This is a genomic window from Peribacillus muralis (assembly GCF_001645685.2).
Taxonomy (GTDB): Bacteria; Bacillota; Bacilli; order Bacillales; family DSM-1321; genus Peribacillus; species Peribacillus muralis_A.
On the sequence record NZ_CP017080.1, the window covers coordinates 899530 to 915617 of the forward strand.

The 16088-nt window shown below is 41.0% G+C and carries 16 protein-coding genes; 8 read left to right on the forward strand and 8 right to left on the reverse strand.

Annotated features, from left to right (window positions below; translation table 11 throughout):
* The first annotated feature begins 102 nt into the window (after positions 1–102).
* A complete protein-coding gene (locus ABE28_RS04360) occupies positions 103–285 on the forward strand; it encodes a DUF4083 family protein (protein ID WP_064461954.1) in 183 nt (60 codons plus the stop codon).
* 185 nt (positions 286–470) lie between these two features.
* On the opposite strand, the gene ABE28_RS26025 is transcribed toward ABE28_RS04360, so the two are convergent.
* Genes ABE28_RS26025 through ABE28_RS26040 form a run of 4 tightly spaced genes read right to left on the reverse strand, consistent with a single transcriptional unit; the run spans position 471 to position 1828 of the window.
* A complete protein-coding gene (locus ABE28_RS26025; protein WP_083231939.1) occupies positions 471–698 on the reverse strand; it encodes a transposase in 228 nt (75 codons plus the stop codon).
* Positions 625–1005 (reverse strand): transposase, encoded by a 381-nt coding sequence (locus ABE28_RS26030; protein WP_373921332.1) that lies wholly within the window; start codon positions 1003–1005, stop codon positions 625–627. The genes ABE28_RS26025 and ABE28_RS26030 overlap by 74 nt, the downstream gene beginning before the upstream one ends.
* Positions 965–1219 (reverse strand): transposase, encoded by a 255-nt coding sequence (locus ABE28_RS26035; RefSeq protein WP_083231940.1) that lies wholly within the window; start codon positions 1217–1219, stop codon positions 965–967. Before ABE28_RS26035 ends, ABE28_RS26030 begins: the two co-directional genes overlap by 41 nt.
* Positions 1220–1228: 9 nt before the next feature.
* Positions 1229–1828: a transposase gene (locus tag ABE28_RS26040; RefSeq protein ID WP_373921319.1), complete on the reverse strand. Its 600-nt coding sequence runs from the start codon at positions 1826–1828 to the stop codon at positions 1229–1231.
* Between the two features lie 448 nt (positions 1829–2276).
* Between ABE28_RS26040 and ABE28_RS04370 the strand changes: the two genes are divergently transcribed.
* From ABE28_RS04370 to ABE28_RS04380, 3 genes are read left to right on the forward strand one after another with little or no spacing between them, the layout of a single operon-like run.
* Positions 2277–3752 carry a spore germination protein gene (locus ABE28_RS04370; RefSeq protein ID WP_064466880.1) on the forward strand — a complete coding sequence of 492 codons (1476 nt, stop codon included), beginning with the start codon at positions 2277–2279 and terminating at the stop codon, positions 3750–3752.
* A gap of 21 nt (positions 3753–3773) precedes the next feature.
* On the forward strand, positions 3774–4868 hold the full coding sequence (locus ABE28_RS04375; RefSeq protein WP_064466879.1) for a GerAB/ArcD/ProY family transporter: 1095 nt from the start codon (positions 3774–3776) through the stop codon (positions 4866–4868).
* Entirely contained in the window at positions 4865–5944 is a 1080-nt protein-coding gene (locus ABE28_RS04380) for a Ger(x)C family spore germination protein (RefSeq protein ID WP_064466878.1), read from the forward strand. The genes ABE28_RS04375 and ABE28_RS04380 overlap by 4 nt, the downstream gene beginning before the upstream one ends.
* Before the next feature lie 340 nt (positions 5945–6284).
* On the opposite strand, the gene ABE28_RS04385 is transcribed toward ABE28_RS04380, so the two are convergent.
* The 3 genes from ABE28_RS04385 to licT form a co-directional block, all read right to left on the reverse strand.
* Positions 6285–7742 (reverse strand): glycoside hydrolase family 1 protein, encoded by a 1458-nt coding sequence (locus ABE28_RS04385; protein WP_064466877.1) that lies wholly within the window; start codon positions 7740–7742, stop codon positions 6285–6287.
* Between the two features lie 23 nt (positions 7743–7765).
* Positions 7766–9631 carry a beta-glucoside-specific PTS transporter subunit IIABC gene (locus ABE28_RS04390; protein WP_064466944.1) on the reverse strand — a complete coding sequence of 622 codons (1866 nt, stop codon included), beginning with the start codon at positions 9629–9631 and terminating at the stop codon, positions 7766–7768.
* Between the two features lie 118 nt (positions 9632–9749).
* On the reverse strand, positions 9750–10592 hold the full coding sequence (gene licT / locus ABE28_RS04395) for a BglG family transcription antiterminator LicT (protein ID WP_064466876.1): 843 nt from the start codon (positions 10590–10592) through the stop codon (positions 9750–9752).
* Positions 10593–10937: 345 nt separating this feature from the next.
* On the opposite strand from licT, the gene ABE28_RS04400 reads away from it, so the two are divergent.
* Both ABE28_RS04400 and ABE28_RS04405 read left to right on the forward strand, forming a co-directional pair.
* The gene (locus tag ABE28_RS04400) at positions 10938–11459 is read left to right on the forward strand and encodes a cupin domain-containing protein (protein WP_064466875.1); all 522 of its coding nucleotides are present in this window, start codon (positions 10938–10940) and stop codon (positions 11457–11459) included.
* Positions 11460–11592: 133 nt separating this feature from the next.
* Positions 11593–12132, forward strand: coding sequence for a hypothetical protein (locus ABE28_RS04405; protein ID WP_257390704.1), 540 nt, complete (start codon positions 11593–11595; stop codon positions 12130–12132).
* A gap of 214 nt (positions 12133–12346) precedes the next feature.
* Here the strand turns inward: ABE28_RS04405 and ABE28_RS04410 are convergent, their stop codons facing one another.
* The gene (locus tag ABE28_RS04410; protein WP_064466874.1) at positions 12347–14176 is read right to left on the reverse strand and encodes a sigma-54 interaction domain-containing protein; all 1830 of its coding nucleotides are present in this window, start codon (positions 14174–14176) and stop codon (positions 12347–12349) included.
* Between the two features lie 191 nt (positions 14177–14367).
* On the opposite strand from ABE28_RS04410, the gene ABE28_RS04415 reads away from it, so the two are divergent.
* Together ABE28_RS04415 and ABE28_RS04420 are read left to right on the forward strand one after the other, a co-directional pair.
* The gene (locus tag ABE28_RS04415) at positions 14368–14571 is read left to right on the forward strand and encodes a hypothetical protein (protein ID WP_064466873.1); all 204 of its coding nucleotides are present in this window, start codon (positions 14368–14370) and stop codon (positions 14569–14571) included.
* Between the two features lie 58 nt (positions 14572–14629).
* On the forward strand, positions 14630–16042 hold the full coding sequence (locus ABE28_RS04420) for a purine-cytosine permease family protein (protein ID WP_064466872.1): 1413 nt from the start codon (positions 14630–14632) through the stop codon (positions 16040–16042).
* The last annotated feature ends 46 nt before the right edge of the window (positions 16043–16088 follow it).

The following is a 16088-nucleotide window of genomic DNA, read 5'->3' on the forward strand; positions in this document are numbered from 1 at the left end:
GCACGAATGGTGCTGATCTGAGTTTAATCAGTTCACCGCTTTTTAGCCTATTTGTTAGAAAAATATGGTATGATTAGTTAATCTGTAAAGGTGGGGACGACTATGTCAATCAATGGCGGCGATGCGCTATATTCAATATTTTTCCTTATATGTATATTTGGAATATTTTCTGGAGTGTTTTTTCTGGTATGGACACTCGTGACCAAACAGCCAAACAAGTCAAATAGAATTGAACAAAAACTGGATAAAATAATTGTGTTACTGGAAAAGGATAAGAAAGAGTAACCTTTTTTGACTGCTTTGGATATGACCATTAAGAACAGATTGGATAGAAAAAACTCTGGAGGGTAGCTCCAGAGTTCAGTTTGTAGACAAAAGGGGTTCGGAATTATAAATTCCGAACCCCTTTTTGAGATTCTCTTTGAATTGTGCCTATAGTGAAGAGATTCGGGCTCTACGAGCCTTCTATGTTAAACCATTTTGGGGATTTCCCATGCCCAATTGGCCATCTTCTTTACATTCATGGCAGCGAAAGTAAGCATCGCTTGCATCGACAATTTTTTAAGTCCCCTTAAAGTAGTCCAACGCATTCCATGCTTTTCTTTTGCATCTGCGAATACACGCTCAATCGTTTCCTTGCGTTTCGCATAGATAGGTTTTACATCTTGATGATGACGCAGATGATCTGCTTCTTCCATATTTTCTTGCCAGATATGGCGTGTCACCAACTTTTTGATGGTCTTTGCTTTCCGTACACTGTGATAAAAATGAGCATGTCTTACACTTGTGTTTGGGAGATTTATACTCGCGATATCCCTCTTTATTTGTTGTTGAGTACGTTAAAACCTCGCCCGATGGGCAAAGGTAACAGTCAAAATGTTCATCGTAAACATACTCATGTTTGCGGAAGAATCTTTCTTTTGTCCGTGGTCGTGTATAGGGTAAAGCTGGCGTGATTTCTTTGTTATAGGTAGCTTGTAATGGCCGGTGTTTCATAAGCGGCATCTGCCGCAACGGCTTCCGGTTTTCCAATATTCTCAATCACTTGATCAACAAGTGGCTCTAAAACTTGACTATCATGTGTATTTCCAGGCGATACAATCGTTCCTAATACGAACCCGTTGCGGTCTGCAGCTGCGTGGAATGAATAGGCAAACTGTTTTGTTCGTTCATCTTTCTCATAGTAGCCACTCTCGGAATCCGTTGTACTTTCTTTTATTTCTTTCGTTTAGTTCCTATCAAATTTATCCGGTGGAAAAGGTTTCTTTCCATGGTTTTCACGGTCTTGATTGATTTCATCTTGAAGTCGTTTTTGATACGCACGTGTTTCTTTGCGAACGATTTTCTTTTCAAATTTCTTCTTATTCGCACTGGCTTTCACATGGGTGGAATCCACGAAAACATGTTCAGCACGTATTAACTTTTTATTGGCAGCTGTCATTAAGATGTGATAGAAAATCTGTTCAAACAGGTCTGTATCTTTAAAGCGCCGCTCATAATTTTTGCCGAAGGTAGAGAAGTGAGGGACTTTATCATGGAAACCATAGCCTAAGAACCAACGGTAAGCCATATTGGTTTCGACCTCTTCAATCGTTTTACGCATGGAACGAATACCGAAGGTATATTGAATGAATGCCAGCTTGACTAAAACAACGGGATCAATACTAGGGCGTCCTATCTCAGAATACATCTCTTTCACCAAGTCATAAATGAAAGTGAAGTCAATGGCAGCCTCCATTTTACGTACCAAATGGTTCGGTGGCACCAATTGATCTAACGTAATCATTTCAAGTTGATCTCGCTGAATAGAATCATGTTTAGAAAGCATCCTCATCACCTCACGTTTTGATCCTTCTATTTTAAAACAAAAATCCTTCTCGGTAAAAGGGTTCTATCTAAAGGGACAAACAAAGTTGATTGGAACGGAAGGTACGAGACTCCTGCGGGAAGTGCGAGTCACGGGAGACCCCACAGGCTGTAAAGCCGAGGAGACTCCCGGACCGCCCGCGGAAAGCGAGTGCCTGGAGAGGAAATCAACGGCCACATTGTGCAACTCATAAAAATAGACAAACTCGATTTTCATCGAGTTTGTCTACAGTCTGAACTCTGGAGGGTAGCTCCAGAGTTTTTTTATTGGTTTTGAGAAATGCCGTTAACACAAGTCAAATGAAAATAATGGGTAATGGTGTATAAGTCTTGTCTGCGATACTCATATTAAAATTATTGAATTAGTCGTTCATCAAATGTGGCAATAACAAAGAGAGGTTGAATTTCCGATGCTGAAAAATGATTCAGCTTTTCAAAAAAGTGAGCTTGCCAAGCTTTTACAAGTATGTGAAGAGTCGGCTGACTTTCTTTCTTTTGAGCTTCAAGGCTCGCCCTTTTTCATTGCCTATTTCAAAACCTTGGTGAAGCCGGAAATCATTCATCATGATGTCCTGGCTTGCTTTAAAGCAGAAATCCCTTCTACTTTAGAAGAAATAAAAGGAGAACTGCCAATCGAGGATATTTCTATTACAGACGATATCACGGACATACAAAATAAGTTGATGACTGGAAACCTGATTTTTTTCAAAAAAGAAGGGTATCCGGTCTGCCTGGCTGTTCCTGTCCCATCCGTTGAAAAAAGGCAAGTAGCTACCCCGGAAACGGAATATACCGTTGCCGGGCCAAAGGAAGCTTTTGTGGAGTCACTTGATACAAATTTAAATCTCATTCGTAAACGCTTGCCTATTCCCGAGCTGCAGGTAAAGGAGCTTAAGGTTGGAAAGCTATCGAAAACCAGGGTCGCGGTTGTATATGTGATGGGGATCGCTGATCAGGAAAATGTTAATACGGTCATCCAGAGGATTCAAGGGATTGAATATGATGAAATTGCCGACACTTCATTTCTCAGCCAAATGATTGCTGATAATAAAAACTCGCCATTCCCGCAGTTAATTGATACAGAGAGGCCAGATCGACTGGCTGCCGTACTTGCTGAAGGGAAGATAGGCATTTTTTCGGATGGGTCGCCCACTGCCATTTCAGGTCCCGTCTCACTCATTACTTATTTCGCGGCATTTGAGGATTACCTCTCCATATGGAATGTCGCTTCCGCTTTCCGGCTGCTCAGGATCTTTGCGGTTCTTTTCTCTATTTTAGCCACTCCAGCATATGTAGCCATTTTAACTTTTCATTATGAAATGATTCCCCGTGATGTACTGAGCTTGCTGATTACCTCACGGGGAACCATTCCATTTCCGCCTTTTTTGGAAGCGGTCCTGCTAGAATTGGCGATTGAACTTTTGCGGGAAGCAGGCGCCCGGCTGCCGACAAAGATTGGTCAGACGATCGGTATTGTCGGCGGTATAGTGCTCGGAACAGCGGCTGTACAAGCAGGCTTGACGAGCAATGTTCTGCTTATTGTCGTGGCTACGGGTGCGCTTGCTTCCTTCACTACACCTATTTATCAGGTCAGCAGCGTGATCCGCCTCATTCGCTTTCCATTTATCTTGTTTGCTCATCTACTGGGCCTTGTCGGAGTCGCCGTCTGCTTTGCTTTTCTCATTTCTCATTTATTAAAGCTAACTTCCCTCGGTCGCCCATTTCTTGAGCCCATCTATCCATTGCGCGTGGAGGACTTAAAGGATTCTGTCATTCGGCTGCCGTTCGACAAGCAAGCGCTCCGTCCTTTGCAAATAAGAGCGCAAGATCGTCTAAGATTTCAGCAGGAGGCTTCTCCCAAAAAAGACTGGGATATTGACGACTAATTAACCTTTGGAGGTGCCATAATGCTGCCCTTACCGCCCGAGAACCGGAAAGTCTCTCCATTCTTTGTTTTCTATCTTATCGTCGCCGCGCAATTTGGTCTGGGGGTTTTCAGCTTTCAACGGGAAATTGTTAAAGTTGTGGGAAATGATGCATGGATTGCTGTTATTATCGCCGGTATCTCGATACATATAATCTTGTGGATGATCTATCAAATATTAAATAAAGGAACGAACGATATTACCGTCATTCACAAGGAACTTTTTGGAAAGTGGCTTGGTGGGCTGCTTAGTTTGGCTTTAATTGTTTATTTGCTTGCTTTGGCCATCTCCGTTGTTCGCAGTTATACCGAATTGATTCAAGTTTGGATCTTTCCGCAATTGGAAACATGGTATATGGCCTTGATTCTCTCTGTGCTCGTGTATGTGTATGTCATTGGAGGTTTTCGAATCATTGTTGGAATTTGCTTCCTTAGCTTCATTTTTACTACACCGATTTTTTTTATTATGGTAGGTTTTCCTTTGCGGCATATGCAAATTTCTCATCTTTTTCCCATTTTGGATCATTCCGCGGCTGAGTTGTTGTCCGCCTCCAAGACGATGGCATATAGTTTGACCGGGTTTGAAACGATATTTTTCTTTTATACGTTCATCAAAGATGCTCCACGATCGCAAAAATGGGGGCATTATGGAACGGCCTTCAGTACAGTCAGCTATTTAGTGATAATGATCGTGTCCCTTATGTACTTTTCCAAGAATCAATTGCTTGAGTCGATTTGGCCGACATTAACCATTTGGCAAATTGCTGATTTTCCTTTTCTTGAAAGGTTTGAGTTTATGGGGATCTCTTTCTGGCTGTTCAGTGTCGTGAATAGTGTTTGTCTATATATTTGGGCAGGCACCAGAGGGTTGAAGCAGCTGTTTAGCTTGAAGCAGAAACATAGTCTTATCGTAATGCTCACTTTAACAGCAGTGGCGGCCATATTATTAAAAACCCGCGAGCAGATCGATCAGCTAAATTCTTTAATGGGTACGGTGAGTCTTTACGTCATGTATGCGTATATTCCGTTTATCTTTTTTTATCAAATGATTAAAGGGAAATTGAGGAGAACGTCATGAAAAAATTCCTTCTTTGGTGCATTTTCACCTTCATCCTTCTGTTCTACAACTCAAATGAAACTATGATACTTGAAGATATCCAGCATGTGTCTGCCATTGGATATGACTATGTGGATGACGATCGGATGAAGGGAACGGCCGCTGCTCCTTTTTATCCTGCCGGCATAAATGTTGAGCCGCTCGATGCTTTTTTTACCGCGGAAGGCCATACCTTTCTGGACATCTTGCAAAAGCAGCAGCTGGAGTCCCAAAGAAAGCTCGTCACGGGACGTCTGCAAAATTTTTTAATTAGTAAAGAGCTGGCAAAACACGGAGTCGCGGAGCTAACCGATCCGCTCGGACGATCCACCGATATCGGCAGGGATGTATACATGGCGGTCGTCGACGGCAGCGTTGAAGATCTGTTAACTTTTAAGTATTCCAATGCACCGACATCTGCAGAATATCTTTCCGATTTCATGGAGAGAAATTTGAAAGACATTATTCCTAAACCGACTGTCCATATTTTCCTGGAACAGTATAACGGATTCGTTCAAGATCCCTTTCTGCCTATGATTGAAAAAAAACACGATCATATTCGATATAAGGGACTCGCTCTTTTTAAGGGCGATCATTACGTAGGGGCGTTGTCCGATAAGGAGAGTTATTTATTTACACTTCTTTACGAAAAGACTAAAACAGGTACGGATCAAATTAGCTTGAAGAATAAGAAGTACATAGCGATTCAAAATATCCGCTCCAAAGTGAAATATAAAGTGTCCGGCAGCCAAGATGATCCGCGCGTTGACGTTCATGTCTCGTTTTTAGGAGAGGTTAAAGATGCGCCAAGCATTTCGTTGGGGGAAGATACATTGAAAGAAATGGAACAGGAATGGAGTGAAGGAACCATGCAAAGGGCGAATAAGATGATGGATAAATTTAAGAAGCTAGAGGTTGATCCGCTCGGTATCACCGAAAAGGTAAGAAGCCATTTTCGGAACTTCGATAAAAAAGCCTGGGAGGAACGATACCCGACCGTTCCTGTTGAATTTCATATGAAGATTCGTATAACTAACACCGGGATCACGAATAAATAGTGCATTCAATAAAGGGCAAATAAGATAAAAACAAGCAAACCATTTCCAAGCTAATGGGTAGGGTGCTTGTTTTTTGTATAAGCTCCAACCAATAATTAGAAGCCGTTCGTGAATATCAGAAGCCATGACTATGAAACATGGCATACTCAGTGGAAAGGTAAGGTTTATGACTTTACATCATGTGATAATAAGACAAAAGGTGTTAGATGCTTTCCGAATGGATTTCGTCAAGCATCTAACACCCTTACATTCCTTTATTGTTTACCTCAGGCAGCGCGATCTTCAGTGTTGTAATGGAAAAACGGGGAGGGGGAGTGGCATTCGCCAAAGGATGCCGACATTATAATACTTCACCATTACTTTCAATCGCTTTTTTATACCAGTAGAAAGAATCTTTACGGCTTCTTTCCAAACTTCCATTGCCTTCGTCATCTTTATCGACATAAATGAAGCCGTACCGTTTCGACATTTCGCTTGTTGACATGGAAACTAAGTCGATAGGTCCCCAGGCCAGGTACCCCATCAATTCAACTCCATCACCGACAGCTTCTTTCATTTGTTCAATATGTTTCCTTAAGTAATCAATCCGATAGTGATCATGGATGGAGCCGTCTTCTTCGACCTTATCATAGGCACCCAATCCATTTTCAACCATGAAGATTGGCACTTGATAGCGATCATACATCTCATTCAATACGACACGCAGACCGATCGGATCAATTTGCCATCCCCATTCAGAAGCTTCTAAATAAGGATTCTTTAGTGAATTCATTAAGTTTCCTTCTGTTCGCTCTCCTTCTGGGGAAGCGGAGGATAACATGGACATGTAATAACTAATGGTGATGTAATCCACTGGATGCTGCATAAGGATCTCGTCATCCCCAGTGGCTTTGATGATTTCAATATTATTTTCAATGAAGAAACGATCCATATATTTAGGATACTCACCACGAACATGGACATCTGTAAAGAATAGATTTTCTTGATTATCCTTTTGCGCTTTTATGACATCTGCAGGATTTGGAGTGTTTGGATAATGGCTCATCCTTGCCAGCATGCAACCCATTTTTCCATCAGGGATAATTTCATGTAATTTTTTTGTGGCCAGTGAACTCGCGACAAATTGGTGGTGCAAACCTTGATATCTTGCCTGCATGGAGTTTGCTTCCTTATCCGATATGACGCCTCCGCCGGTAAAAGGACTGATGGTGATCATATTGATTTCATTAAATGAAATCCAATATTGCACCTTATCTTTGTAACGAGTAAAAACCGTTTCTGCATAGTGTACAAAATGATCGATTACTTCACGACCAACCCAGCCATTATATTTTTCCGTCAAGCCATAAGGTGTTTCATAATGAGATAATGTAACGATCGGCTCAATATTATATTTCTTTAATTCAGCAAATACATTGTCGTAAAATTGTAAACCTGCCTCATTTGGCTCTTCATCGTAGCCATTAGGGAATATCCTTGCCCAATGAATGGAAAGCCTGAATGCCGTAAAGCCCATCTCAGCAAGTAAAGCGATATCTTCTTTATAGTGGTGATAGAAATCAATGCCTTCACGTTTAGGATAACGTGCCGTCGATTCACCACTTAGTGCTTTTCTGATTTGTTCAGAGGTGATTTCCATTGCATTATCTTTTGTTCTTTGATCTTTAGGGATATATTCAACAAAGTCGGCAGCGGATAAACCTTTACCACCTTCATCAAATCCGCCTTCAATTTGGTTGGCGGCAGTTGCACCTCCCCAATAAAAGTTTTTTGGGAATTTGGCTTCGAATTGTGTCATAGTGAACGCTCCTTTTGGTTTGATTATTTTACAATAGTTAATATTGGTTCTTCTAAAGTGACGAATCTTGATTTTGTTTGTACAACATCTAAATACTCGGCAGTGTTAGTGACGATTACAGGTGTTGTAGCTTTATAGCCTGCCTTTTTAATACCTTCAATATCAAAGGTTACCAGTTTGTCTCCTTTTTTGACGGCTGAACCAGCTTCGACATGTGCATCAAAATACTTTCCGCCTAGTTGAACTGTATCTAGTCCGATATGGATCAATACTTCAACCCCATTCTCACTAATCAAGCCAATTGCATGTTTTGTTGGGAATAGTGTCACTACATTTCCATCAAACGGTGCTGAAACCATTCCCTCAGCCGGTTCGATGGCCACACCCTTACCCATTGCACCGCTGGAAAATACGGCATCATCCACGTTTTCCAAAGGCATCACCTCCCCTTTTAATGGTGCAGATAAATCATAGGTTTTGTCCAGGGCAGCCACTGTCTTAGAGGATTTGTCTTCTATTGCTTTTTCAGCTTTATCGGCAGCAACCTTTTTCTTCCCTTCTGTACCAAAGACGAACGCTAAAATGGTTGCTGAGAGAAATGAAGCGCCAATCCCGAGTATATAGCCGAGTGTCGGTGAATAAGCAGGGATGGTCAGAAGACTATTGAAAACAAACCCAAATACTCTTACATTGAATGTTGCGACAATGGCGCCGCCAATCGAACCAGCTACTAATAATAATGGTATTAACTTTTTATATCTTAATACGATCCCGTAAAGGATCGGTTCAGATACCCCTGCGAACAAGCCGGATAACGTAGCCGCAAATGAAAGGGAACGCAATTCTTTGTTTTTTCCGGCTCGTAAGAAGATACCGAAGGCGATCCCCATTTGTGCAAATGTAGAGGCAGCTGTAATGGGTCCAATTATATCTCCGCCACGTGAGTAATTATCGATCATGATCGGCACGACGCCCCAATGCACACCCAAGATGACCAAGATTGGCCAAATGGAGGCAATGATGACACCGGTCAAGATTGCGGATTTTGCTACCAAGTAAGTAACGGCAGCCCCAATTGCTAAACTAATGTATTGTGCAAACGGTCCGAACACTAAGGCCGTTAATGGAACCATGACCAAAATGCCCACCATTGGAATAAAGAATAGTTGAATCGTATCCGGTGTGCGTTTTTTTACGAAGCGTTCTAAAGGAGCATAGACAGCCATCGCAATTAACAAGGGAAAAACGGTTGATGAATAATCCGTCACGATCAGCGGAATATCCATGAAACTTACTTGCCCATCAGCTTTTAGAAGGGCCGTGAAATTGGGGTCAACTAAGCCTGCCGCAATGGCGCCGCCAACAAACGGGTTTGCATTCAATTTCTTAGCGGCGGAAATAGCTACAAAGATTGGCAAGAAATAAAAGAGGCCACTTGATGCTGCATTCAATACAGCATAGGTTGTTCCATTTATATCAATAAGATTTAAAATATCAAGGATCGCAAGCAGCGCTTTGATCATTCCCGCTCCTGCCAGTGCGGGAATCAATGGAGAAAATGTCCCCGAAATATATTCAAAGCTTTTAGCCATGACGCCTACTTTTTCAATGGTTTCCTTTTCGTTGGCTGAATCTTCATTATGAATATTGTGGTCATTCATGATCTCTGTATACACTTTCCCTACTTTATTCCCGATTACAACCTGGAATTGTCCTCCTTTTTCGACTACTGTAAGAACATCGGCGATTTTCCTTAATTCCTCTTTGTCAGCTTTTTGGCGATCATTAAGCTTGAATCTTAATCGTGTAGCACAATGGACGAGGGAATTGATATTTCCTTCGCCGCCCACCAACTGAACGATTCGATTGCCTAACTGTTTGTTATCCATTGTTTCCTCTCCTTTTATAAAATAAAAATAACCTGAAAAGAACACAAATGGATTTACATCCACTTTGTATTCTTCCCAGGTTTTGCCTGCCAAACAGTAACAATCCTTTAGTAATGTATTATTTTTTTTCCCGATTCGAAACCCGTTGGATATGAATGATAAAATAGGCTGACTCATCAGTGGTCATTTCCATTTTATATTGCTTTTTCAGATAAGCTTGCACTTTCTTCGTACATTCGTAGGCTTGTGGATATTGCAGCTGCACTTGCTGAAATAAGCCATCATTATTGTCGTCATTTAACTCACCGCGCAGCATCCTATAGGCAAAATAACGCAGATGGGTGATAAATCGGCTGTAATTCATCGAGTCTTCATTAAAGTCAAATCCATAATGATACTTAACGATACTGGTCACATCATTGACGATGTTCGTCATCGCCATTGTCTCTTCCATACCAGAGCCATCCTGCCGTGCATTGAAAAGATGCAAGGCAATGGATGCTGCTTCATCCTCAGGCATGCTTACTCCTGTTTTCGTTTTGATCATATTCAATGCTTTAAGAGAAGCCTGATATTCAGCCTTGTAGAACTTTTGCACTTCCCACATAAGCGCATTTCTTATCGGTATCCCGTTTTTTGTTCTTGTGACAGCAAAGTGAAGATGATCGGATAATGTTAAATAAAGTGAATCATTCAACTCTGTATGCAGATCCTCATTTACCATCTCAATAATTTCTTTTGAGAGTTCCATCATTTCATAAGGAATCTCATCAAGCAAATCAGATAATTTGTCAGCAAAACCTTTAGAAGGGGTGATAAAGGTTTTTTCGATTTTTTCAAGCTCAACCTGGTCGCCAACTTTTTTCTGGAAGGAGAGACCTCTTCCCATGACGACCATCTCAGTTTGATTTGAATCCTCTGTTAAAGCGACATTATTATTAAATATTTTTTTGAAGTCCATAAATTATCACTTTTCCTTCAATAATTTGAAATGAAAAAACCTGGATCAATACAAATTACAGACAGGTTTCCCTTCCATAACTTGAATTAATCCAGGTTTTGCCTGCCGAACAGTAACAATCCTCTGATAATATAATTATATATGATAACGGTTACTTTCGCAATAGAAGGGTGCTAAATAGCCAATTCAGAACTATTCATAGCCAACAAACTGATTATTCTTTCATGCAAAAAATATAACCCTGGTATAAAAAAGGATCTTAAAGGAAATGGTTATATACGTTAAAATTAGAAAAGAATTTAAGTAAGTTAAAAGAGATTATCTAAAAAAGAAAGGAATACTGACATGAATGAAAATAATGCACAATATTGGGTATCAAAGCTAGGGCTGCTGCCCCATCCAGAAGGAGGATATTTTAAAAGAACCTTTGAATCCGAGGAATGTACATCTGATCAAGCATTGACCGTCAATTATGAAGGTAGAAGAAAGCTTTATACAAGCATTTACTTTCTATTAACTTCAAAGGACGTCTCACATCTTCACCGCCTAAAATCGGATGAATTATGGTATTATCACGGTGGTAGTCCTTTAACCATACATATCATTAATGAAACTGGTGACTATGAAGAAATTAAATTAGGCATGAACTTAGACAATGGAGAAGTCCTCCAAGCACTAGTTCCAAAAAATTCAATCTTTGGATCGTCGGTTATGGCGGAAGATACATATTCGCTAGTAGGCTGCATGGTGTCGCCGGGTTTTGAATTCAAGGACTTTGAACTGTTCACACAAGCTGATCTTTTAGTAAAGTATCCCCAATACAAAGATCTTATTATGAAGCTAGCGTACGAAGTAATTCCTGAATAATTGAAATAATGGCATGATCCTTAAATGAATTAAGCAGGTTTATGGAACTGAAGGACTGAGAGGTAGTATGGCATATTTGTGTAATCGTAGCATGCACGGTCTGTTTTGATTGAATTCAAGCAGGCTTTTTTTCGTGAAAACCACTCTTGATTTGGAAAGTGTTGGTATAATGGAGGTGGTCATTTCAATAGGAAGGTTGCAGATCAGTGTGAAATTTAACAAGACTGTCGTGATCATTGCATTCGGTATAATATGTATAGCTATCCTCATGAATCTGTTAAAGAAGGATATATGGGACGTGAATGAAAAGCTGCTAAACGAAGAAGTGTCAGCAATTGGACATTCCGTTGAAACCATAAACTTGCAAGATGTAACACCGTTTGAATGGGATGAAGTGTATTCCTTTACTCCATATACTCTAAAAGAGGATATATATGAAACGGTCGGTTATAAATGGGATGCCATTAGCGAAACTGTAAATGAAGGTATGAATCAAATAGTTTTTCTGAAAGATGGAAAAGTAGTCTGCTATTTATATGGGTATCCTGAAAACAATGGATATGGGATATCTTTTGAATCCAACAATGATAAAGGAACAAATGTGCTTAATATTAAGGATGATCTGAATTTTCAAGTGGAAAAAAGTAACAGTGTGGTCTACTTGAATAATTAGGACTGTGTATGAATTTCTCAACCCTTGATATTACTCATGGAATGTATGAACCAACTATATTGTGTTATAGTGCCTTTCTTTTTTGGGGAAGCGGAATGCATGTACATTTAATAACAAAAAAGCTGATTGCAAAAGGCCTTCAAGGCACTGCTGTAATCGCTTTTCTTTGCTTGATTCCAGCAGCATCCAGGCGGCGGCTGGAATCAACTCAACATTAAATCCGGATTTTAAGTTGCTTGCTGAGACGCTGCATTTCCGAATTAATATAGGATTTGCTGTAATCACAGCCGACAATGGCGACAATATTGCCGTCATCATCCATAATTGGTGCAAGGCTAGTTTTCCACTCACCGTATCTGTCTTCATAAATGGGCGTAACTCCTGCTTGGCCGTTAAATGCCGCGTACGCTACATTCATCATTTCAGGGGGACCGATATATTCTTCTCCCGGTTCAATTACAAAACCTTTGTCTGCAATGAGGTGGATTAGGCGTCCATCCTCAGTCATGCTAAATATAAAGACCCATTCGATTACGCCTTCTTTTTCTTGAATCAGAGTAAGCTTTTGTTTCAATTTTTGAGAATGGGAACCCAGGCAGTTCATGTTTTTTTGTAGACTGATAACCTCCTCGGCAGGAATGATTGCTGCCGTCACAACGGCAATGGAGCGGAGCCGTTTATTTATTTGCTCTTCTAAAACGGTCCGTTTATTCACTGGCGAAAGGTGTGCATCTTCCATTTTATTACGCATCTTTTTATATTTTCTACTCATCGTTGGCTGGCTGATATCCAATACCTTTGCCGCTAATTTCAATGATTTATATTGTTCCATTGCCATGCTGATCAGTTGCTCCTCCACAAGGTCGACCGCTTCCTGCATGGGCATTAGAAAATCTATAACAGGTGTTAAAGTCTGTTTGGACTCTTTAAGGGGAAGGACTTCCTTGACCATGTCAACATCCACTTCCGTTGTTCTGCTAGTGATTGCAAGCCTTTCCACTATATTTTCAAGTTCGCGCACGTTACCTGGCCATTGATGGATACTTAGCATGTCCATTGCATTCGGGGTGAATGTCACTTGTCGATTGTACAGTGCATTATACTTTTGTAAAAAAAATTGGACCAGATGAGGGATCTCATCTATACGGTCCCTAAGCGGCGGAAGGTGGATCGGCACGACATGAAGCCGATAATATAAGTCTTCGCGAAATTCCCCTTTTTTCACCATGTTTTCAAGGGATTTATTGGTCGCGGCAATCACTTGAATATCAACGGGGTGGGAGGTGGAACTGCCAACTGGTGTGACGATGCGCTCTTGGAGGACACGAAGCAATTTCACCTGTACGTTAAGCGGTAACTCGCCGACCTCGTCCAAGAATAAGATACCCTTATCGGCAAGTGTGAATTTCCCCATTGCGCCGCCTTTCCTTGCGCTGGTGAATGCTCCCTCAACGTAGCCAAACAGTTCGCTTTCAATCAAGTTTTCAGGGATGGCGCCACAATTGACGGGTATGAACGGTCCTTTGTTTCTGTTGCCCATATTATGTATGGCCCGGGCAGCCATTTCCTTTCCAACCCCGGATTCCCCCAATAGAAGGACGGTTGCACTAAAATCACAAACCATTTGCATTTTATGAAGAACTTCGAGCATGGACTTACTGCGGATCACAAAGGGAAAGGATGGCTTTTTCGTTTCAGGCATTTTAATCAATTGATCTTCTGATGCATCGAGGTAAGAGTCTGTAATTACCTTATACGCAAACACCCATGCAGATCCAATCGGGTATGCCGTCACAAGCGTATCGAAGCCTTGCCATGAGGTCTGCATGAATGATTTTTTTTCTTGATTGGCCATTACCTCTTCTGCTGAGTTCGTAGAAAATAAATCTTGTTCCATATCTTTGAGGGAGCCGCCGACAGTAGCTGATTTGATTGTGTGGAACAAGGAATTTTCAATTCCAATCGATTCTAGTATGATTCCATTTTCATCTGTCACGATAAGCTGATCATAAATAGACAAGAGGGCAGAGGTGAAGTGATCCAATTGTATATACCTGCCTTTCGTTGAATTCCTTAGCCTAATATTACAGAAATTTCACAATTAATCAATAGTTTCAAAAATGAATATCTTTCCTGTTAATTCCACTTTTATGATAGCGTTTTCAATGCGGCATGGTTATTGCATTAAAGAAAAGTGAAGAACAAATAAGAGAGGCAAAGGAGGGAGTGGCCATTTTGAATAAAGTGAATCAGTTTCAAGAGAATATCAATTCAGAGGACCCCTTTATTAAAGGTCTATATTCAGATTTGAATGAGCGGATCAATGCGTATGAGCAGGAAGAAGCTGTGAAAATCGATAAAATGCACTGGAAGGATGCGATAGGGTCAATTTTTTTCATGCTTATGATCATCGTCTACGTGGTTTATGTACTTGTCTAAAGTGGTTTCTTTTCATACGGCAATCGATTCATTATACCTATAGTTGGGAGAGAAGCGTGTGAGTAAAGAGAATTCCTCCATATCGAAGGATGTGGCCTTTGGCTTTTTACCGGCAAGTAAGGGTGACCGGATTTTTAATCTTCGGGATTTAATTTTAGTTCAGGTTGTTATTGGTCTTTCATCCTTTGGACTGTTAACTGGCGGTTACACAGGTAACATGCTTGATGCTAAGCACTCACTTGCAGCCATTTTATTCGGGAACGCCTTCCCTATGTTGCTCATTGTTCCTATAACCCTGTACTTTGCACGCTATGGGATAGACACTTTTGTCGGGTTTCGAAGTTCACTGGGATATATTGGTTCAAACATCTTTTTCTTCATTTTCCTTATTTTGACTCTCGGCTATATTTCGATTGCGCTTTTTATGTCTGGACAGGCGTTAGCAGAGGCAGCTAATTGGGTGGGAACACCTGCTTTTTTATCCAGTCAAACGACAGGAGCCCCATTTTTCTCGATCTTACTCTTTATTTGTGCCTTTATGGTAACGGTGGGGGGACCGGTGGCCATTCAAAAATATACGGCAATAGCTGTTCCCGCTTTTTTTGTCCTCATGTTTGGCATTCTAGCAATAGTCATTTTCGGAAAGGGGTTCACGAATGTTGCCGATTTAGTACCTTCTGAACCGTTTGAAACGTCTTCACGTTCCTTCGCGACAGCCTTGGAATTAAACATCGGTCTTGGATTTTCATGGCTCCCTTACCTAGGTCAATACAGCCGTTTATCTAAAACGGAAGGAGGGGCATTCAAAGCGGGCTTCTACAGCTATGGGATCATTGTCTGTATTGCCGCTTTGGTCGGGGCTTTGGCTGCTTTAGTCGCTGGGTCGCTCAATCCTTCTGATTGGATGTTTTCTATCGCGGGCAGCTGGGGTGGTTTCATTGGTTTGATTCTGCTTTCGGTAGGGAATGTCGGTGCAGCTATTTTCCTGATGTACTCACAAGCTGTCAGCTTTAAAACTGTATTCCCGAAAAAGTCTTGGATGGTTGCAATGGGAACAACCGTACCAACTGTATTCTTACTCCTAAGCTCAACATTTTACGACGCATTTGGATCATTCATTGCTGTCATTTCCTTCATTATGGCGGTGATCGGAGGCATTGTCGTTTCAGATTACTTCTTTGTAAAGCGGCAACACATTTCATTGCGGGACTTGTATGACACACAAGGCTCATACACCTATTGGAAAGGAGTTAATCCATCCTCCATTCTTACGGTGATCATTGGAACGATTGTATACTGGGTTCTCTATAATCCAATGACTTTTGAATCGAGCAACCTATTCCTTTATACTGCTGCGGGCATTCCGACATATTTTGTCGCGTTAGTCACCTACTATTGTTCAAGTAAATACATTTTCCGTTATGAAGTTGACATGGGTCGCTCATCTATCCAATTAAAGGAAGCCAAATAGAAGTGGAAGACTATAAAGAATTTTGTTAACGAGAGGAGATTGTTCA